This window comes from Pseudomonas sp. NFACC04-2 (assembly GCF_900119265.1).
Classification (GTDB): domain Bacteria; phylum Pseudomonadota; class Gammaproteobacteria; order Pseudomonadales; family Pseudomonadaceae; genus Aquipseudomonas; species Aquipseudomonas fluorescens_AA.
Genome location: NZ_FPJC01000003.1, coordinates 343,495 through 363,724, shown reverse-complemented (window position 1 = coordinate 363,724; position 20,230 = coordinate 343,495). Strand labels below are relative to the sequence as shown.

Here is a 20,230-nt window from a genome sequence, read left to right as displayed (position 1 = left end):
GCTCGCGATGGTGGTGCATCAGTCGACAAGCCTGCTGCTGAGCCAACGCTATCGCGAGCAAGCTCGCTCCCACAGGGGGTGTTTTAACTGACAGCATGATGTTCGAGCATGCCTTTGGCTGAATGTGGGGATGAACAATGAAAACCGCTGCCCAACTGGTGCGACTCAAAAGTGTGCAGAACCAGCAGGTCCACAGCATCGCGCCGGAGCAGACGGTGCTCGAAGCGCTGCGGATCATGGCCGAAAAAAACGTCGGTGCATTGCCGGTGATCGAGGACGGCCAGGTGGTGGGCGTGTTCAGCGAGCGGGACTACGCGCGCAAGATGGTCCTCAAGGGGCGGTCGTCGGTGGGTACGACGGTGCGCACCATCATGAGCGCCCCGGTGGTCACCGCCGACAGCCAGCAGAGCATCGACCGCTGCATGGCAGTCATGACCGACAGCCACTTGCGGCACTTGCCGGTGCTGGATAACGGGCAGTTGATCGGCCTGCTGTCCATTGGCGACCTGGTGAAAGAGGCGATTGTCGAGCAGGCCGACCTGATCCGGCAGTTGGAACACTACATTCGCGGGCACTGAGCCCATAGGGAATTTATCTGTGGGGGCAGGTCTGTTCTCACTGTTCAGCCCAGCATCAGCAACTGCCGGATCAGATTCGGCGTGCTGCCGGTCCAGCGCTTGAACGAGCGACGGAAGTTCGCCGTATCGTTGAAGCGCAAGTACTGCGCTACTTCCTCGTTGCTGAACCCCTTGACCTGATACAGATACAAAGCCACGTGGGTGTGCACCCGGTCGACCTGTTGCTGGAACCCGGAGTGGTGCTTGTGCAATTTTCGCTTGAGGGTCGCCGGGCTCATGGCGAAGGCCTGGGCGGTTTGTTCCAGGCTTGGCGTCTGCTGCACATGGGCGTGCAAGTAGTCGTAGAGGCAATCCAGGAAGCTTGACGCGAAGCCCAGTTGGTCGAGCTGATCCTGGGCTTCGATCCGTGCCACCTGGCCGGCGGTGGCCGACACGTTGGGCCAGGGCTGGGCGAGGCAGTGGCGGGGCAGGCGCATCAGGTCCAGGGGACGGTCGAATTGCGTGTGCTCGCCCAGGTGCACCCAATACTGCTCGACGTAACGCGGCTCGCTGTGGCGAAAACTGCACTGCCAGGGCAGGCGTTCACCGCTGAGCCAGGCGCTCATCGCAACCATCGAGGTCATGCTCGCCTCCAGCACGAAGCGCCATTGTTCCCCGGCGCCGCAGCTGTCCAGCCAATGGACATAGGCGTAGTGCTCGTCCAGCAACAGGCGCGGGGCTGCCAACGGACTGAGCAGCGCCTGTTGGTCGATCAGGCTTTGCAGGGCCTGATGCAGATTCTGTGCGTGGCGCAAGGCGTGGCTCGCGGGTCCGTAGTGGCCGGGCAACAGCCGCTGGCCCAACAGGAAGCTGCTGTCGCTGGCATCCAGCAGGCGCCGGCTGTTGTCGATCAGGCCGAGGAATTGCTGCGGGCTGATGCGGCTCTGTCCGGCGAGGATATCGTCATGGAACAGTCCGGTGCCGCGCAGAAGGCGATGGCTGTCGATGTCCCGCGACAGCGCCAGGTCGATCAGCGCGGCAGGCTGATAGTGCCCCGGAATGAAGCGGCTGTCGGTTTCGTACCAGCAGGTCTTGAGCGTCATGCGCTTTTCGCCAGCGTGGTCCGGGACTGGGCAAGTGCCAGGTTCAGGCGTTTGAGCAAGGCGTCGGGGCCTTCGTCGAACGCCATCACCACCGCCGTGCTGGCGGCCAGTTGCAAGCGCTCGCTGTGTTGCCGGGTCTTGTGGGCCAGGCTGCGCACCGCGATTTCCAGCTCCAGGGCCAGGCGCCTGGCCTGGCTCTCGCCAGTGTCGGGCAATAGCACCACGAAGCGATCACCGGCCAGGCGGCACAGCAGATCCTGGCGACGCAGGTTCAAGACCAGCAACTGACTGATCGCCTGCAACACCGCATCGCCTTCGCCGTGGCCGAAGCGTTGGTTGATGGCGGTGAAGTTGTCCAGGTCCAGGGCCAGCAACGACAATGGCTGCTGGCGCCGCCGGCTGTCTTCCAGACTGGCGGACAGCTCGTGCTTGAGAAAGTCGGCGCCCCCCAACGGCGTCAGTTTGTCGAACAGGCGGTGCTCGCGGAACAGTCGCTCGCGCTTCTCCATTTGCCCGTTGATCGCCAGCTGTTCGCGATGCCAGTGATAGATGCCGAGGGTCAGCAGGATCATGCCCACCGGCATGGGGCCGGATTCGAGCCAGTGATCCCAAGTGATGCTGTCGGGCAAGCGGATGAATTCGTCGAGGCTGTCGATCCACCAGGAAAAGAAGATGCAGCCCAGGCCCAGGATCAGGTAGTTGGTCACCCGCCCGGCCGGGCGGCTTTTCAATACGAGCCCCAGCCAGACCAACGCCAGCAGCGCCGAGCCACCTTCGCCGAGAATATCCAGCCAGACCCATTCGGCGATGGGTTTGAGTTCGCCGCTGGCCAAATGCAGGATCAGCCCGAGGTTGGCCGCCAGCAGAAGCAGGGCGAGTTTGAAGCGGTGCGGGCGAAGCACGGAGAACATGGCCGAAGTCCTTTGCCAGAAGCGGAATGCGGCCCAGCACAGCAGATGGATGTGACAGTGCGGTGACGGCGGGTAACGGGGTAGGGGAGGTCGAATCAGCTCATCGGTCATCCGGTTTTTTTGCGGCAACACTGCCCTGTGGCGAGGGAGCTTGCTTCCGCTCGACTCTGTAGGAGCTGGCGAAGCCTGCGATCTTTTGATTTTTCGCTTGAGATTCAAGTGACTGGGGAAGATCGCAGCCTCGTTGCACTCGACAGCTCCTACGGGAGTGGCGAGCCCCCTCGCCGCGAAGTCTTCGATCGCTGATCCAGCAGGTCATTTAAGCTCATTCCTGCCCGTCAAACCCCTCACATCAGCTCGTTTTCCCCCTTCCAGCCAACCCCTGTCACAGAACCGTCATTCCCCACCCCTAGCGTGCCCTCCCAGTTGCCGGGCCACTGCCTGGCGGATTTCCGGATTCCTGGGGAGGATCACCATGTACCACCGCACAAGCACCGCCGGGCTCGTCGGTTTCACCTTCACTGCGTTGGCGTTGGCCATTGCCAGCGAACGACTGAATGCCGCCGAGCAAGCGTCCGGCGCCACGGAACACGTTGAAGTGGTCGGCCAGGCGGCGAGTATCGACCAGGCCCTCAAGGAACAGCGCAGCGCCGACAGCATCAAGAGCGTCGTGCATGCCGACGGCGTGGCGCAGTTGCCGGATGAAAACGTCGCCGAAGCGGTGCAGCGCCTGCCCGGAGTCAGCGTCGAGCGCGACCAGGGCGAAGGCCGGTTTGTCAGCGTGCGTGGCCTGGGGCCGGACCTCAACAGCGTGACCATCAACGGCACCCTGGTGCCGGCTCCGGAAAGTGAGCGTCGCGCCGTTGCCCTGGATGTGTTGCCCTCGGAACTGGTGCAGTCGTTGTCGGTGATCAAGACCCTGACGCCGGACATGGACGCCAACTCCCTGGGCGGTACGCTGGATGTGAAAAGCCTCTCGGCCTTCGACCACAAGGGGCTGTTCTACACCGGCAGCAGCGAAGCCAGCTATGACAAGAACACCGGCCAGACCAGCCCGAAATTCTCCGGCGCCATCAGCGATCGTTTCAGCCTTGGCGATGGTATCGACAACTTTGGCGTGGCCGCGGCGCTGAGCTGGCAAAAGCGCGACTTCGGTTCGGACAACGTCGAAACCGGCGGTGCCTGGGATTTCGCGCAGGGTTCACGCCTCGAAGAGTTCGAACAGCGTGACTACGACATCCGCCGCGAGCGGGCCGGTGGCGGCTTGAATTTCGACTACAAGCCCGACGACTTCAGCAGCTATTACCTGCGCACGCTGTACAGCCGTTACAAGGACAGCGAAACCCGCAACGCCGCCAGCATCGCCTTTGAAGACCCGCAAGCCGCCGGGCAACTGGGGGACGCCGAGGGCGAGCGCAAACTCAAGCAACGTGAAGAAACCCAGGAAATCCAATCCTACGTACTTGGTGGCGAGCGCCTGTTCGGTCTCTGGACCCTGAGTGGCCAGGGCGGCTACAGCCAATCCAGCGAAGACAGCCCCGGCCACATTGCCGGTGCCACCTTCGAAGGCATCGATGGTTTCAACGGTGGTTTCTACGACAACGACAAACCGCGGCCGATCATCGGCTCGGGGTTCTACGATCCGGCCAACTTCAGCCTCGACAAGGTGGACTGGGAAGCGCAGAAGACCACCGACACCGAGAAAAACCTGCGTCTGGACCTGGCCCGGGACTATGACTTCAGCGGCTATGCGTCCCAGGTCAAATTCGGTGGCAAAGTCAGCCGGCGGGACAAGGACAACGACCTGGACGCCTGGGTCTACGAGGATTTCGACGACCTGGGTTTCACCGACGAGCAACTGAACCTCGGGCAGTTCCACAAAGGTACCGTGGACTACCGTCTCGGTCGCTTCGGCCCGGGTATCAGCGCCGATGCCATCAAGCAGTTGCTGGGCGGTCTGAACCGCGACGAGTTTTTTGATGAGCAAGAGTCACGAGTCAACGACTTCAAGATGAGCGAGGACATCAATGCCGCGTACCTGATGAACACCGTCGACATCGATGATTGGCGCTTCATCGCTGGCATGCGCTACGAAGGTACCGAATTCGAAGCCAAGGGCAGCGGCGCCACTGACGGGGTCTTCACCGATACCGAGACCCGTCGCAAGTATCACCATTGGTTGCCGGGCCTGCACGCGCGCTACCAATTGGACAAGAACACCCAGGTGCGTGCGGCCTGGACCAAGTCCGTGGTGCGTCCAACCTTCGGGCAATTGGCGCCAGGTTTTGTCATCGACGATGACGAGGCCACTTTCGGCAACCCGGAGCTCAAGCCGCTGGAATCGAGCAACCTGGACCTGGGTATCGAGCATTTCATGGGCCACGCCGGCACGGTCTCGGCCTTCGTGTTCTACAAGGACATCAAGAATTTCGTCTACAACACCGACCTGGCCGGTACGGGCGCCTGGACCGATTTTTCAGAAGCCCACAGCTACGCCAATGGCGACAGTGCCAAGCTGTACGGCCTGGAATTGGCCTACTCGCAAAAATTCGACTGGCTGCCGGCCCCCTGGAACGGGCTGCTGTTGGGGGCCAACACCACCTTCAGCCGTTCGGACGCCGAGATCGAGGGCTTCGACCAGGCCAGCGGTACCCAGCGCAAGCGCAGCATCGACCTGCCGAACCAGTCGGACACGGTCGGCAACCTGATGCTGGGTTGGGAAAACGACAAGCTGAGCCTGCGGCTGTCGGCCAACTACAAGTCAGCGTACCTGTTCGAGCTGGCGTCCATCGGCGACCGCGACCATGACCTGCACGTAGACGCCCAGACCTTCGTCGATTTCAGCGCGCGTTATTCGCTGACCAAGAACCTGCAAGTCAGCCTCGAGGCCCAGAACCTCACCGACGAGTCGTATTTCGTCTACACCGGCCACCGCTCCTATAACGGCCAGTACGAAGAGTACGGCCCGACGTACAAGCTGGGGCTGACCTTTACCCATTTCTGAACTTCGATGCCCGTGGCGAGAGAGCAAGCTCCCTCGCCACGGGAATAGTGAACATGCCATTTCTGAAGTTGGCCCAATGACAAGGATTTTCCCGTTGAGCACGATGTTGTCTTTACCCAAGCGCGGCCTGCTGGCGATGCTGATCGGCCTGGCATCGACCGCAGCCCTGGCGGCTTCCCCGACGCCCAAGCTAACGCTGCAAGCCTGGCCTCAATCCCAGGAGCTGTCTCTCAACGCCTTGGCATTCCTGCCTGGCGCTGCAACCACCGAGCGACTGGCCAGTGCCCGCGAGGGTCTGTTCTTGCTCGATGGCCAAGGGCGCGAGCTGACGCGCCTGAAAGGTGCCTTCGACGGCCTCGACAGTCGGCTCCTGGGCGCGAAGGTGCTGGTCGCCAGCCTCGACAGCCAGCGCCAGCAAGCCATGGTCGTCAGCCTCGACCCACAAAGCCGTCAGTGGGGCACGCCACTGTACCTGCCCACGCGGGACTTCCCGGTAAACGGCCTGTGCCTGTACCGCGACGAGGCGAACAACCTGTTTGTGTTCCTGATGGGGGAAGAGGGCAAGGGCGAGCAATGGCTGGTGGGCGCCGGCGAAGAGCTGGGGGCGAACGCCCAACGGGTGCGTGGCCTGCCACTGCCACCGGACGCCAAGACCTGCCAAGTGCAGGACGCCAGCCAGCAATTGTTCGTCAACGAAGAGCGGATAGGCTGGTGGGCCTACCCGGCATTCTCCGAGGCTGAGACCGTGCGGGTGCCCGTGGCGATGCGTGCGCCGTTCGGCGATATCCAGCAGGCGGCCGGCGCCTTGGCGGTATTGCCCGGTGGCGTATTGGGCCTCGATCCAGAGGTTGTGCAGTTGCACCTGTATCAACAGGACGGCAAAGGCTGGACACCCCGCGCCACGCTGTCGCTGCCGGGCCTGAAGGAGCCGGAAAGCCTTGCGGCACGCCGGACGAAAACCGGTATCGAGGTGCTGCTGCGCGACGATGATGACGGGCGCCTGTATCAGGGAGAACTCAACTGGCAACCCACGCCCATGCCCTTACCGCCGGTACTGCCCACGGTGGCTGCCATCGCCCAGAGCGAGCCGGTGGCCCGCCAGGGCGATGCCGCGGATGACCCGGCGATCTGGGTGCATCCGACCACGCCGGGCTTGAGCCGGGTGTTGGGCACTAACAAAAAGCAAGGCCTGCTGGCCTATGACCTGCAAGGAAAGTTGCTGCAGGAGCTGCCGGTCGGGCGCCTGAACAACGTCGATGTGCGGGCGAATTTCAAGCTGGGCACGCAAACCGTCGATCTGGCGGTGGCCAGCAACCGCGATCGCAACAGCTTGAGCTTGTTCAGCATCGACCGCGCCAGTGGCGAGTTGCGCGAAGCGGGGGAGATTACGACGTCATTGAAGGGCATCTACGGCATCTGCCTGTTCCAGCCCGCCGAAGGTGAGCTGTACGCCTTCGCCAACGGCAAGGACGGGCGCTTTGTGCAATACCGCCTGAGCGCACCGGACGGCGTGGTGCAAGGCCAGTTGGTGCGCCAGTTCAGCGTCGACAGCCAGCCCGAAGGCTGCGTGGCCGATGAGCAGCGCCAACGCTTGTTTCTCGGTGAGGAGGATGTGGGGGTCTGGGCGCTGGATGCCCGGGCCGACCAGCCGGCGACCTTGAGCAGTGTGATCAGAGTTGGCCCGTCGTTGCACGCTGACGTCGAGGGCATGGCCTTGTACCAGGCCAAGGGGCGCGACTACCTGGTGATCTCCAGCCAAGGCAACGACAGCTATCTGGTGCTCGATGCCGAGCCTCCGTTCGCCGTGCGGGGGACGTTCCGGGTCGGCCTGAACGCAGCGGCGGGCATTGATGGCGCGTCGGAAACCGATGGCCTGGAGGTGACCTCGGTGAACCTCGGCGGGCCTTGGAGCCAGGGCTTGCTGGTGGTCCAGGACGGCCGCAAGCGCATGCCCGAACAAACCCAGAACTTCAAGTTCGTGCCTTGGGCCGACGTGGCGAAAGCCTTGCGTCTGCCTTGAGCGGCACGGTCATCAACCGGTCACGAACATTTCATCGAATAGCAGCCAGACAGGAGCTCTACCATGCAAGCCACTTTGGAACACATGACAATCTGGGGCCTGATCAGTGACGCGAGTCTGCTGGTCAAGGCGGTCATGCTCACCTTGCTGCTGGCCTCGCTATTGAGCTGGTACCTGATCATTCAGCGCAGTGGCGTGCTGCAGCGCAACGAGCGACAGCTCAACGCTTTCATGCAACGTTTTCGCAGCGCCCAGGACCTGTTGCCCCTGTACCGGGAACACGCACAAATACGTGAAGACGAGGGCGGCGTCACGCCGATTTTCCAGGCAGGCTTGCTGGCCTTCACTCAGCTTAACCAGCCTACCTGCTCGCCCGAGGTGGTGCTCGAAGGCGTCGAGCGTTCGCTGCAGGTGGCGATCAGCGAACAGGAAGTGAACTTGGAGAAAGGTTTGCAGTTTCTCGCCACCGTCGGTTCGGTCAGTCCTTACATCGGCTTGTTCGGCACGGTCTGGGGGATCATGAATGCGTTCCTCGGCCTGTCCCAGGTGCAACAGGCCAGCCTTTCCACCGTGGCACCGGGCATCGCAGAAGCGCTGATCGCCACGGCCATCGGCTTGTTCGCGGCGATCCCCGCGGTAATTGCCTACAACCGTTTTTCCGCCCGCGGCCAGACCCTGCTGACCCGTTACTACGGGTTTGGCAACGAACTGCAGGCGCGTCTGCACCGCAAGCTGCACGGCGCCCCGGTGAACCTGGCCTCGGCCGCTTGAAAGGAGAGGACAAGATGCTCGTCAAGCCACAACGCAAGCACGGTCCCAAGGCCGAGATGAACGTGGTGCCGTACATCGACGTGATGTTGGTGCTGCTGGTGATTTTCATGGTCACCGCGCCGATGCTGACCCAGGGCGTGAAGATCGAACTGCCCAAGGTCGCGAGCGAAGCGCTGGCCACCGACAGTCGCCAGCAAATCCTCACCCTGTCGGTAAAGGCCGAAGGCGGTTACTACTGGAACCTGGGCGGTGAACTGGACACCCGTCACCAGACCGACAGCGCCGTGGACCTGGAGCAGATGCGCGCCAAGGTGGCGCAGGTCGTGGCTGAGCGCAGCGATACCCAGGTGTACATCCGTGCCGATGATCATGCCGATTACGGCCGGGTCGTTGCGGCCATGGCCGCCTTGCAGCAGGGCGGCGTGAGTAACCTGGGGCTGGTGACCGAGGCGCCGCAATGACGGCGATGATCATGCACAGTCCCGCCTTGAGCGTAACCGCGTTGAGCCGCCACGGTTTTTGGAGAAACAGCCTGGCGGCGGGACTGGCCGTCGCTCTGCACGCCGCAATAGCTGCGCTATTGGTGTTGGGGTGGAACGTGGAGAAGCCCGTCGCCGAGACGTCGCGGGTGTTGCGTACGCAACTGGTGATGTTGCCGGCCGCGCCGACGCCCGCACCGGCGGCTGTCATACCTGTTGCACCACCCCTGGTCGAACCCGTGCCGCCACCCACGCAAGCGCCACTTCCTGTCCCCACCAAGCCGCTTGTCGACCCGCGAGTCCAGGCGCATAAGCTGGAACAGGCGGCGCTGGCACGCAAACGGGTCGAGGAACAGAAACGCGAGCAGCAGGCCCAACAGCAGCAGCGCGAACGCCTGGAAGGGGAGCGGCGCAGGCAAGACGCCAAGCAGCAGGCCGCCGAACAACAGCGCCAGGCCCGGCAGGCCCAAGCACTCGCCGAGCAACGCCAGGCCGGGCAGGCGCGCCAGGACGTCGCCGACAGCCGCAGCTATCAGCCCCTGAGCAAGCAAGCCCCGGATTATCCGCAACGGGCCCTGGACAAGGGCCTGGAGGGCGATTGCACCGTGGAATACAGCGTGACGCCGGACGGGCGGATCGACAGTCCCAAGGTACTCGACGGCTGCCACCCGTTGTTCATCCGCCCGTCCCTGGCCGCGGCCCAGACGTTCCGTTATCAGCCGCGAATCATCGATGGCAAGGCGGTGACGGTGCCGGCGGTGCGCAATACCTTTCATTACCGGATCAAATGAACACAGGCCTGGCAGAAAATACCTGTGGGAGCGAACTTGCTCGCGATAGCGGTGGATCAGTTGCCAGCAATGTTGACTGGTCTGACGCTATCGCGAGCAAGCTCGCTCCCGCAGGGGGTTATGTGCGGCCACATTGTTGTGGCGCCGTCAGGCCTTTACTTGCGGTAATGACTCGGCGCCACGCCCACTTCGCGACGGAATACCTGGGAGAAGTGACTGGCGCTGCCATAGCCGACTTCCAGGCCGATATCGATGATGCTGCGCTCGGTTTCGATCAGCAGTTGCCGGGCCCGGGTCATTCTCAGGTGGATGAAGTACTGCGAGGGCGAGCGCCCGGTGGCGCGCTTGAACAGGCGGCTGAAGTGGTATTCGCTCAGGCCGATGGCCCGGGCCAGGTCACCGAGGTTGAAGGGTTCGGCCAGGTGTTGTTCCATTAACTGGATCACCCGCTTGAGTTTGAAGGCGGGCAGGGCGTTGCGGCCGGACATGTCCTCGGCCCCGGCATCCATATAATGCCGCGCCAGGTGCACCGCCACGCATTGCGCCACGCCCTGGACCAGCAAGGCACTGGTTTCACCGCGTCGGCTCAGTTCCTCCCGGATCTGTTCCAGCAGGGCCGAGAGCACGTCATCCCGTCCGCCCGAGACTTCCCGCAGCTGGATCGCGCCGCCGCCTGCTTCGGCGATGGCGCGCTCCAGCAACGCCAGGCCCAAATACACATGCATGACCACGAACGGCTCAAGGCTGGTCGCTTTCCAGCGCATTTCATAAGGCACAGGGGAGGTGGTCAGGAAAAAATCCCCGCGGCCGACCGTATTCGCTTCCCACGGCTCGTGGGCGGTGCGCTCCTCGACGATGGCTTGCCCGGACAACACCCAGACAAGCAACGGTTCGGCCACTGCGGGCACGACGATGTGGGCTTCGCAACGCTCACGGACAAAGATCTCCACCAGGATATCCTTGCTCGATACGCCGTCGGAGGTGGCCAGGCGTTCGCCGCGAATGTGCGCTTGCAGGCCGTTTGCCGATGTTCGTTCGGTGACTTCCATGCTTCGATGGCCTCGATGAAACGGTCGCCAGACTAGACCGGGTTGGCGGTGGGACGGTGCTGGCGCAACAGTTCGATCTGCTGGGACGGGATCAACTCGCGCAACGCTTTATAGAGCGCCCGGGTTTCCAGCAGGTTCCAGATGCGCAGCATGGTTTCCAGTGCATCCAGGGGTTTGCTGATGAAGTCCCGAGCGCCGAGGGCCAAGGCCCGCAGGCGGGTGTCACGGGTCGCGTCGGCGGTCAGGACCAGGATCGGTAAGTAGTCGTTGGCCGGGATGCGCCGGTTCAGTTGTTCCAGCACGGCAAAACCGTCGAATGCTGGCATGTGCAGGTCGAGGATGACCAGGTCCGGCTCGAAGCTGTTGAACAGGTCGAGCGTACGCAAGGGCTCGGTGCTGCTCAGCACATTATGCAGCCCTTCGCGGGCCAGCAGTTGTTCCATCAGGTCCAGGTTGGGGCGCTGATCGTCGACGATCAGAATGCGCAAGTCGCGATTCATGCGGGCTCCGGTAGATAGTGCTCGAGGTGGCCGAGAAAGGCCTGGATATGGATAGGTTTGGTCAGGATCGCCGTGGCCCCGGCGTCGCGCAGGGCACGGTGGGTCAGGTCGCTGGCATCGGCGGTGATCATCAGTACCGGCGTGGTCGCGGTGGTTGGGGATTGGCGCAGGCGCCGCAAGACTTCCAGGCCTTCCAGGTCGGGCAGGGTGACGTCCAGCAGGATCAGTTGCGGCGAGTGCTGGCGGGCGAGGTCGAGCCCCATCTGGCCTTGCATGCTCGATAACAGCTGGATGCCGGGACGGCGCTGCATCAGGGTTTCGATCAGCGCAAGGCTCGACAGGTTATCTTCGATACAGAGGATTTTGCCGTGGTAATCCACGGGCGCGCGCGTCACGGCCAGGGCGGCGATGGGCGGCAAGTGCGTGCCGATCACCTGGGTGGCGGGCAACTGCAGGGTAAAACAGCACCCGTGTCCGGGCTCGCTGTGAACCTGCAGGTTGCCCTGCATCATCTCCAGCAGGTTCTTGCTCAAGGACAAGCCAAGGCCGGTGCCTTCGACCTGCGGATCGGCGCCCAGCCGTTCGAAGGGCTTGAACAGCTGGCCCAGTTGTTCAGGGGCGATGCCATGGCCGGTATCGTGGACGGCGATGCTCACCTCGCGGGCCTGCACGCTCACTTCGATGCGCACCTCGCCGCCGGGCCGGTTGTACTTGATGGCGTTGGACAACAGGTTGAGCAATACCTGCACCAAGCGCTGGCGGTCGGCAAGCACGCCGCTGTCGTCGGGCAGTGCAGGCAGGTCGATCAAGTGGATCCCAGCGTCGGCGGCCATGGGTGAAACCAGCGTCAAGGCTTCGTGCAGCACCGTCGCCAGGGCGATCGGTTCGATGTTCAGGGGCAGGCGCCCGGCCTCGATCCGGGCGATGTCCAACACCTCGTTGATCAACGCCAGCAAGTGCTGGCCGGCCCGCAGGATATGGCTGACCTGGGGGCGTTGGCCGGCGGTGGAGTCCATATCCAGCAGTTGAGCGAAACCCAGGATGGCGTTCAGTGGCGTGCGCAGTTCGTGGCTCATGCGCGAAAGAAATTCGCTCTTGGCCCGACTGGCGCTTTCCGCTTCTTCGCGGGCGGTGCGCAGGGCGATCTCGGCGGCGCGCCGGTCGGTGATGTCGCGGGTGATCTTGGAGAAGCCGCGCAAGGCGCCCGTGCCATCGTACTGGGCGGTGATGACCACGCTGGCCCAGAAACGGCTGCCGTCCTTGCGGCAACGCCAGCCTTCCTCCATGTAATGGCCGTCACGGGTGGCTTCGCGCAGGGCCATGTCCGGGTGCGCCGGGCATTCTTCGGGCAAGTAGAACAGGGAGAAGTGCTGGCCAAGGATTTCCTGCTCGGTGTAGCCCTTGATCCGCTGCGCGCCGGCGTTCCAGGTGGTGACGTAGCCCTGGGCATCCAGCGCGAAGATCCCGTAGTCCTTCACCCCGTCGATGATCAGCCGCAAGCGCTCCTCGTTATCGCGCAGGGCCCGCTCGCGTTCGGCGAGTAACTGCCCGGCCTCCACCAGCCGCGTGCCGAGTTGGCCGATTTCGTCCTGCTCCGGCGGTTGCGGCAACAAAGGTTGGCCCAAGGCCAGGCGCTGGGCGTTGCCTTGCACCTGCTGGACCCGGGCGACGATGCCTTTGGATAGAAACAGCACCGCGACAATGGCCCCCAGCAAGCCGCACACCGCCGCCAGCAACGTGGCGAACAGCAGGCGCATGCGCGTGGCCGAGGCGGCGGCGCTGCGCTCGGCGAGCAGGCCATCCTCACGTATGCGCATAGCGCTGATCTGCTCGCGCAGCACGTCCAGCACCTGCTTGTTTTCGATCAAGATCGCGGTGATAGCCTCGGGGTCGTCACGCTTGCCGTTGCGCAAGGCGAGCAAACCGTCGAGTTTGTCGGCGATCAGCGGGGTGATGGTCTTGAGGTGCTCGCGCATCCTGGCATCGCGAATGTTGTGGTCCAGGCGCTGCAATGCCCCATGGATCAGTGGCGTGGCTTGTTCGTAGCTGGGCAGGAAATCTTCGCGCCGGGTCAGCAGGTAACCGCGCACGCTGGCCGCGGCCTCGGCCAGCAAGGTATGGACCGTCTGGATGTCACCCTGGACGAGCAGTACCCGGCGCACATCCTCCTCGGCCCGTGCAGTCTGCCGTTCGGTGATATAGATCAGCACCAGCGACAGCAGCAGGACCACCAGGGGCAGGGAAATCACCACCAGGGCCTTGCCCCGCAACGGCAGGTCGGCCCAGCGGCGGGCGGCGAGAAACCTCATGGCCATTGCCCGGCGGGTTGCGCCACCAGCCCCAGGGCGACGCCGCGCACGGCGGCCTGGGTCCGGTCGGCGGCGCCCAGTTTGCCGATGACGCGCTCGACGTGGGCCTTGGCCGTGCCGGGTGCGATACCCAGCTTTTCACCGATTTCACGATTGCTGAAGCCACCGGCCACCAGCCCCAATACCTGGCGCTCACGGGCGGTCAAAGCCTGGACCTGGGGGGCGCCACTGGCACCGCGCTCGGCCATACGGCGCAGCAGGCGCGCGCTGACTGAACTGTTCAGCGCCTCGTCGCCTTGGGCGACCCGCTTGAGGGCGTCGAGCACTTCATCGCGGCTGGCATCCTTGAGCAGGTAGCCGACCGCGCCCGCACCGATGGCAGCTTCGAGGTGGTCGGGGCTGTCATCCATGGTGAAGATCACCACTTTGATCCCGGGCTGGCGCTGCTGCAGGATCCGCGCCGCGCCCAGGCCGTTGAGGACGGGCATGCGGATGTCGAGAATCGCGATGTCCGGCTGTAGCCGCTCGCACAGGTCGAGCGCCTCCTGGCCGTCGCGGGCCTGGCCGACGACTTCGAACCCCGGGCTGTCGGCGAGCATGCTGATAAAGCCGGTGCGGGTGACTTCATGATCATCGGCCAGCAGCAGGCGCCAAGGACGGCTCATGGCTGCACTCCGGCGGACGGTAGCGGCACGCTGGCCAGCAGGCGGGTGCCGCCGCCGGGTTGGCTGCAACAGGCCAGGTGGCCGCCCAGCAGGTTGGCGCGTTCCTGCATGGCGGCCAGCCCCAGGTGACAACTGCCGTTGGTCTCGATGGGTTGCTCCAGGGCAAAGCCACGGCCATCGTCTTCCACCCGCAGGCTGGCGTGGCCATCTTCCACCGCCAGCCCCAAGCCCACATGACGGGCCTGGGCGTGCTTGAGAATGTTGTTAATGCCTTCCTGGGCAATGCGAAACAGGGCGATCTCGGTGTTGCCCGGCAGGCGCGCGCTGCTGTGTTCGGCCCAGCTCACCGTCAGGCCCGCGTCACGCAGGCGGTCGGCCTCCTTGTCGACGGCTTTGTACAGGCCGAAATCATCCAGTACGTGGGGGCGCAGGCCACCGATCAGTTGCCGGCCCTCGCCGACGCAGCCTTGGGCCAGGTCGAGGATGGCCTGCAACTCGCTCGCCAGCGCCGGCGCTAGCGACGGGCAACGACCGGCGAAGCCCTGCAAGCGCTGGTGCAAACCGGCCAGATTCTGCGCCAGACCGTCGTGCAGGTCGTAGGCCACGCGCTTGCGTTCGTCTTCCTGGGCGCTGAACAAGCGGTGGACCAGCTCGGACATGGTCCGCTCGCGGGCCTGTAGCGCTTCGACCAGGCGGCTGTTCTCCAGGTGCGCCGCCAACAGCGTCGCCAGCAATTGCAGCGACTCGATGTCTTCGTTGTCCGGCGCGCCGAGGACAACGCTGTTGCCCAGCAACAACGCCCCGAACGTCACGCCATCGGAGGTGCGCAGTGGAATGCGCAAGACCTGGGGCAGGGCGCTGCCGGGGGATTCCAGCCAATTCGGGCCGGGCGTTTGCGGCTGGGCCAGGTTGGCGAGGAAGTCGACCCGCTCCGCGCTCCCGTGGCTGGCGAGGGTGCGCAGCGTGTTGTCCGGCGCCCACTCCAGCAGCAGGCCGTGATCCATCGCCATGAAGGCGCACGCCCGTTGCAGCGCACGCTGACGCATGGCCGGCAGGGGCAACTGCGTCAGCTCGTGGCCGGTGCCCAGCAGCAGCCCCAGGCGCGCGGCACGGCTTTGCGACTGGCGATACTGACTGCGGATGGCCAGGGCGCTGCCGGGATCATGGGGCGGGCTTTGCATGGGGAGCTCCAGCGTGGAAAAGATCGGACGGTTCGCGGTGACGCCATTAGACCGTGTCACCGGCACCAGGCCTATCTGCCAAATGGCATAGGCGATTGGCACCGGTTGGCCGATGGCGAGAGCCGGGAAGGTCGGCAAAGTGGGCTCATTGAAACCCAAAGGAGCTTTCCGATGAAAATGAAAACCTGTGCCATCGCTGCTTTTTTCCTGCTGAGTGCGCCGCTTGTCCAGGCTGTCGAGGTCACACCCTACGTGTATCGCACAGTGGCCGAGCAGCCCAAGAACGTGAATGACCGGGAAATCGCTGCCCTGTTCGATCGCTGGAATGCCGCGCTGCAAACCGGTAGCGCCACCGCCGTGACCGGCCTCTATGCCCCGGATGCGATTTTGCAACCGACCGTCTCCAACAAGGTGCGCAACACGCCAGCGCAGATCCAGGACTACTTCGAGCATTTCCTGGCCGCCAAGCCGGTCGGACAGATCAACTACCGGGAAATCCGTCACCTGGGTCCCGACGCGGCGATGGACAGTGGTGTCTATACCTTCACACTCACCCAGGCTGATGGTTCCAAGCGTGAGGTCCAGGCGCGCTACACCTTCCTCTATGAGCGCCTCGATGGCCAGTGGAAGATCATCAACCACCACTCTTCGGCCATGCCGGAAGTGCCGAAGACCTTGCACGCCAGTCACTGATCGCATATGTGCAAAGACCAGACTGTGGGGGAGAGCTTGCTCGCGATGGCGACCACCCAGCGCCATGGAGCAAGCTGACCACCGCTATCGCGAGCAAGCTCGCTCCCACAGGGGAGGGGGCTTGCATCCGTTTTAGACTCACCTTGCATAAACAACTTGGATTCCTGCGTGAACATTAATTAGAATCAGTCTCATTTAAGACCTTGCGCAGGCTTCTGGACATGTGTGATGCAGTTACGCCGACGGAGCAATCCCTCCATGCGTTGTACCGTGACCACGGGAGTTGGCTGGAAGGCTGGTTGCGACGGCGCATGGGCAATGCCTGGGATGCGGCGGACCTGCGCCAGGATACCTTCCTGCGGGTGCTGGCCAGTTCCCAGACCTTGACGGACCTGCAAGAGCCCCGGGCCTATCTGCTGACCGTCGGCAAACGCCTGCTGAGCAATTTCTATACCCGCCGCAATCTGGAGCAGGCGTATCTCGACGCTTTGGCGAACCTGCCCGAAGCCTGCGCACCGTCTCCGGAACAGCGTTGGCTGCTGCTGGAAACCCTGCAAGCCTTGGACGAGTTGCTGGATGGCCTGCCGCCCTTGGTGCGGCGGGCTTTTTTATGGAGCCAGCTCGAAGGCCTGGGCTATCGCGAGATCGCCGAGCGCCTGCAAGTGTCCGAGCGTACCGTGAAGCGCTACATGGCCCAGGCCTATGAGCATTGCCTGTTGTTGGACTTCTGATGCCATCGACGCCATCACCCGAGGCTCGTGAAGCGGCACGGGCGGCTGCCCGTTGGTTGACCCTGATGGAATCCGACGGGGATGCGTTCGACTCGGCGGCCCTGCAACGCTGGCGCGACAGTAGCGTTCACCACGAGGCGGCCTGGCAGAAGGCCCAGCGATTGCGCCAGCGTTTCGCCGGGGTGCCCGCGTCCCTGGGCATGGCAACCCTGGACCGTCCGGTACTGGCCCGGCGCGCGGTGCTCAAGCGTGCATTGGGCGTCGCCGCGTTGGTCCCGACCGCCTGGCTGCTGGGGCGGGAGCTGCCGCTGGAGGTCTGGCGCGCTGATTTGCACACCGCCACGGGCGAGCAACGGCGCTGGTCGCTGATCGATGGCAGTGCGCTGCAACTGAACACCGACAGTGCCGTCGACCTGGATCTCAAGGCCCGGCGCCTGGTGCTGCTGCGCGGTGAGATGGCCCTCAAACTCGCCGGGAGCACGCCGCTGTCCGTCCAGTCACCCTATGGGCTCGTCACGATCCATCGTGGCGAAGTTTGCCTGCACTTGGGCGAGGGCGACTGCCGGGTGTCGGTGGCCAGCGGTTCGGCGTACCTGCAGCCCCTGCGTGGCCCATCGCTGAGTTTGGAAGAGGGCCAGCAGGTCAACGTCCAGGCTTCGGGCGCGGGGCCGGTGCAGGCGTTCGATGTAGCGCAGTTGGGCTGGCGTGACGGAGTACTGGTGGCGCAGGACCAGCCGCTGGGGCGTTTCCTGCGGGAACTGAGCCGCTATCGCCCCGGTGTGTTGCGCTGGGACGAAACCCTGGAGCCGCTGCGAATCAGCGGCAGCTTCCGCCTGGACAACACCGATCGAATCCTCGCGCTGCTGGCGGCCAGCCTGCCGCTGGACGTGCATATGCGCACCCGTTACTGGGTCACGTTGACGCTTCGCAAAAATTTGGCTTGAGTCCGGTCGGGCCTGTCCCCTTTTTTTGTCTCGCTTGTCATTCAAGGCAACTGAACAAAAACGAGAGCGCTTTCCAATGTCCGCAGTTGTACCTTTGCGTTTGCGCCCGGCCTTTGCCGGCCGGCGTTCGCTGTTGAACCTGAGCCTCATGCTGAGCCTGGGTGCCAGTCCCTTTTTCATGTCATCGAGCCTGGCCGAAGAAGCCGCCCGGCGCAGTTATCAGGTGCCGGCCGGCAGCCTCGGCGCGGCGTTGACCCGGTTTGCCGGGTTGGCGGGGGTCAACCTGTCGGTGGATCCGGCCTTGGTGAGCGGACGCAACAGCGCCGGGCTTTCGGGGGAGTTCGGGGTGGAAGAGGGCTTTGCCCGGCTGTTGCGGGGTTCGGGCCTGCAGCTGCAGCCGGTGGGGGAGCAGGCTTACATCCTGATGCCGGCGCCAGAAGGCGGCAGCTTGCAACTGGCGCCCACCTCGATTCTCGGCGCCACGGCTTCGACGGACAGCCCGGTGTACGCCGGCGGCCAGGTGGCACGGCGTGGTTCGCAAGGCTTGCTGGGCTCGCGGGACTTCATGGAAACCCCGTTCAGCATGACCACCTACACCAGCCAGACGGTCAAGAACCAACAGGCGCGCACCCTGGGCGACCTGATCGCCAGCGACCCCTCGGTCCGCACCACCAACCCGGCGGGCGGACGCTATGAGCAGTTCACCATTCGCGGTTTCAGCCTGTTCAACAGCGATGTCGCCTACAACGGTCTCTACGGCATCCTGCCGACGTACACGATCGACATGGAGATGGCCGAACGCGTCGACATCCTCAAGGGGCCGAGCCAGCTCATCAACGGTATCTCGCCCCGGGGCAGCGTGGGGGGCGGGATCAACGTGGTGCCCAAACGCGCCACCGACAAGCCCATCACCTCGTTCACCGGCAGCTATGCCTCCAACAACCAGCTTGGCGGGGCGGTGGATGTCGGTCGACGCTTTGGTGAAGACGACAAGTTCGGTATTCGTTTCAATGGTGTGAAGCAGGCGGGCGACACCGAATGGGATCACCAGAGCGTGGACCGCGAGATGGCGGTGCTGGGCCTGGATTTTCGCGGTGAACGCCTGCGACTCTCGACCGACATCGGCCACACCGAACGCAACACCGACGCGCCTCAGGAACGCGTGCAGGTCGGTGCCAATGCCCAGGTCCCTCACGCCAGTGATGTGCGCGACAACTACGCCCAGTCGTGGACCAAGGCGCGCACCCAGGACACCTTCGGCACGGTGAACGCTGAGTTCGATGTCAGCGATTCGGTGATGCTGTATGGCGGTGTCGGCGCGCGCAAAAGCGACCACGACTTCCTTCGGCACAACGTTTCGGTCACCAACGACGCGGGCGACTTCACCGTCCAGCCCCGTGACTTTACCCGGGAGGAAAATGTCCGCACGGCCACGGCCGGGGTGCGCAACTGGTTCCATACCGGTCCGGTGAGCCATGAGGTCAACCTGGCGGCCAGTTATTTCTATATGGACTTCGAAAATGGCGGCGCCCGTTACGCCAACGGTCGCAGCAACCTGTATGACCCGGTACAGACCCCAACGCCGAGCAACCCGACCCGACAGGACGACAAGGTCTATACCGAGAACCGCTTCAGCGGCGTGGCCTTGTCCGACACCCTGGGGCTGCTCGAGGATCGTTTGCTGCTGACCCTCGGCGCGCGCTGGCAACGGGTGAAGGTTGATGACTGGACGAATAACGTCAAGGGCGATACCGCCTACGATGAGGAAAAGGTTTCGCCGTCGGGCGGGATCCTGTTCAAGGCGACTGACAAGCTGTCGCTGTATGCCAACTACATGGAAGGCCTGAGCCAGGGCAAGATTGCGCCGTCGACGTCGGTGAACGAGGATGAGATTTTCCCGCCGTTCATCAGCCGCCAGGTCGAAGTGGGCGCCAAGTATGACGCCGGCCCGTTCGCCGTCACCGCCGCCGTTTTTCGAATCAAGCAGCCCGCCTATGCGACCGACGCCACGACACGGGTCTTCGGCCCGAACGGCAAGCGCGAAAACACCGGCGTGGAGTTGAGTGTGTTCGGCGAGCCGCTGAAGGGAACCCGTCTGCTCGGCGGCGTGATGTTCATCGACAGTGAACTGACTGACACCACCGACAGCACCTTCGACGGCAACCGCGCACCGGCCACGCCGAAGTACAACGTCAACCTCGGCGCCGAATGGGACGTGCCAACGGTACAGGGCCTGACCCTGACCAGTCGCGGCATCTATTCCAGCTCGCAGTACCTGGACCAGTCCAACACCAAGGAAATCGACGCCTGGACGCGTTTCGACGTAGGCGCTCGCTACGCGTTCAAGGTCGACGAAAAACACATCACCCTGCGGGCCAACATCGAAAACGTGGCAGACAAGCGCTACTGGAGTTCGGCGGGTGCATCGGATGACAGTGAGCCGGGCTTGACGCTATCGACCCCGCGTACCTACCTGCTTTCCGCGACCGTTGATTTCTAGGTCGATGTGCCGCTCCAGGGAA

17 protein-coding genes are annotated in these 20,230 nt (G+C 63.7%); 10 read left to right on the top strand and 7 right to left on the bottom strand.

What is annotated here, in order from left to right; genetic code table 11:
- The first annotated feature begins 137 nt into the window (after positions 1 to 137).
- Complete coding sequence (locus BT125_RS06125; RefSeq protein ID WP_072405648.1) at positions 138 to 578, top strand: CBS domain-containing protein; 441 nt, start codon at positions 138 to 140, stop codon at positions 576 to 578.
- A 44-nt stretch (positions 579 to 622) separates the two neighbouring features.
- On the opposite strand, the gene BT125_RS06120 is transcribed toward BT125_RS06125, so the two are convergent.
- Both BT125_RS06120 and BT125_RS06115 read right to left on the bottom strand, forming a co-directional pair.
- The gene (locus BT125_RS06120; protein ID WP_072405647.1) at positions 623 to 1,660 is read right to left on the bottom strand and encodes an AraC family transcriptional regulator; all 1,038 of its coding nucleotides are present in this window, start codon (positions 1,658 to 1,660) and stop codon (positions 623 to 625) included.
- A complete protein-coding gene (locus tag BT125_RS06115; protein WP_072405646.1) occupies positions 1,657 to 2,571 on the bottom strand; it encodes a GGDEF domain-containing protein in 915 nt (304 codons plus the stop codon). The genes BT125_RS06120 and BT125_RS06115 overlap by 4 nt, the downstream gene beginning before the upstream one ends.
- Before the next feature lie 475 nt (positions 2,572 to 3,046).
- Between BT125_RS06115 and BT125_RS06110 the strand changes: the two genes are divergently transcribed.
- The 5 genes from BT125_RS06110 to BT125_RS06090 all read left to right on the top strand — a co-directional run bounded on the left by BT125_RS06110 (position 3,047) and on the right by BT125_RS06090 (position 9,636).
- A complete protein-coding gene (locus BT125_RS06110) occupies positions 3,047 to 5,575 on the top strand; it encodes a TonB-dependent receptor (RefSeq protein ID WP_072405645.1) in 2,529 nt (842 codons plus the stop codon).
- Between the two features lie 103 nt (positions 5,576 to 5,678).
- Positions 5,679 to 7,595: a phytase gene (locus BT125_RS06105; RefSeq protein ID WP_256573729.1), complete on the top strand. Its 1,917-nt coding sequence runs from the start codon at positions 5,679 to 5,681 to the stop codon at positions 7,593 to 7,595.
- 63 nt (positions 7,596 to 7,658) lie between these two features.
- Complete coding sequence (gene tolQ / locus BT125_RS06100) at positions 7,659 to 8,366, top strand: protein TolQ (RefSeq protein ID WP_072405643.1); 708 nt, start codon at positions 7,659 to 7,661, stop codon at positions 8,364 to 8,366.
- Positions 8,367 to 8,380: 14 nt separating this feature from the next.
- On the top strand, positions 8,381 to 8,827 hold the full coding sequence (gene tolR, locus BT125_RS06095) for a protein TolR (protein WP_060742274.1): 447 nt from the start codon (positions 8,381 to 8,383) through the stop codon (positions 8,825 to 8,827).
- Positions 8,824 to 9,636 carry an energy transducer TonB gene (locus BT125_RS06090; RefSeq protein ID WP_072405642.1) on the top strand — a complete coding sequence of 271 codons (813 nt, stop codon included), beginning with the start codon at positions 8,824 to 8,826 and terminating at the stop codon, positions 9,634 to 9,636. Before tolR ends, BT125_RS06090 begins: the two co-directional genes overlap by 4 nt.
- Before the next feature lie 155 nt (positions 9,637 to 9,791).
- Here BT125_RS06090 and BT125_RS06085 read toward each other — a convergent pair whose 3' ends face one another.
- The 5 genes from BT125_RS06085 to BT125_RS06065 are packed head-to-tail and all read right to left on the bottom strand — an operon-like array spanning position 9,792 to position 15,340.
- Positions 9,792 to 10,685: an AraC family transcriptional regulator gene (locus tag BT125_RS06085; protein ID WP_072405641.1), complete on the bottom strand. Its 894-nt coding sequence runs from the start codon at positions 10,683 to 10,685 to the stop codon at positions 9,792 to 9,794.
- A gap of 32 nt (positions 10,686 to 10,717) precedes the next feature.
- Positions 10,718 to 11,185 carry a response regulator gene (locus BT125_RS06080; protein ID WP_072405640.1) on the bottom strand — a complete coding sequence of 156 codons (468 nt, stop codon included), beginning with the start codon at positions 11,183 to 11,185 and terminating at the stop codon, positions 10,718 to 10,720.
- Positions 11,182 to 13,494: an ATP-binding protein gene (locus BT125_RS06075; protein ID WP_072405738.1), complete on the bottom strand. Its 2,313-nt coding sequence runs from the start codon at positions 13,492 to 13,494 to the stop codon at positions 11,182 to 11,184. The genes BT125_RS06080 and BT125_RS06075 overlap by 4 nt, the downstream gene beginning before the upstream one ends.
- The gene (locus BT125_RS06070) at positions 13,491 to 14,159 is read right to left on the bottom strand and encodes a response regulator (protein ID WP_072405639.1); all 669 of its coding nucleotides are present in this window, start codon (positions 14,157 to 14,159) and stop codon (positions 13,491 to 13,493) included. The genes BT125_RS06075 and BT125_RS06070 overlap by 4 nt, the downstream gene beginning before the upstream one ends.
- Positions 14,156 to 15,340, bottom strand: a complete 1,185-nt coding sequence (locus BT125_RS06065) for a sensor histidine kinase (RefSeq protein WP_072405739.1) — start codon at positions 15,338 to 15,340, stop codon at positions 14,156 to 14,158. The genes BT125_RS06070 and BT125_RS06065 overlap by 4 nt, the downstream gene beginning before the upstream one ends.
- A 171-nt stretch (positions 15,341 to 15,511) precedes the next feature.
- On the opposite strand from BT125_RS06065, the gene BT125_RS06060 reads away from it, so the two are divergent.
- The 4 genes from BT125_RS06060 to BT125_RS06045 all read left to right on the top strand — a co-directional run bounded on the left by BT125_RS06060 (position 15,512) and on the right by BT125_RS06045 (position 20,208).
- The gene (locus BT125_RS06060; protein ID WP_060742280.1) at positions 15,512 to 16,033 is read left to right on the top strand and encodes an SgcJ/EcaC family oxidoreductase; all 522 of its coding nucleotides are present in this window, start codon (positions 15,512 to 15,514) and stop codon (positions 16,031 to 16,033) included.
- Between the two features lie 221 nt (positions 16,034 to 16,254).
- On the top strand, positions 16,255 to 16,764 hold the full coding sequence (locus tag BT125_RS06055; protein WP_072405638.1) for a sigma-70 family RNA polymerase sigma factor: 510 nt from the start codon (positions 16,255 to 16,257) through the stop codon (positions 16,762 to 16,764).
- A complete protein-coding gene (locus tag BT125_RS06050; protein WP_072405637.1) occupies positions 16,764 to 17,708 on the top strand; it encodes a FecR domain-containing protein in 945 nt (314 codons plus the stop codon). Before BT125_RS06055 ends, BT125_RS06050 begins: the two co-directional genes overlap by 1 nt.
- A 76-nt stretch (positions 17,709 to 17,784) precedes the next feature.
- On the top strand, positions 17,785 to 20,208 hold the full coding sequence (locus BT125_RS06045) for a TonB-dependent receptor (protein WP_072405636.1): 2,424 nt from the start codon (positions 17,785 to 17,787) through the stop codon (positions 20,206 to 20,208).
- The last annotated feature ends 22 nt before the right edge of the window (positions 20,209 to 20,230 follow it).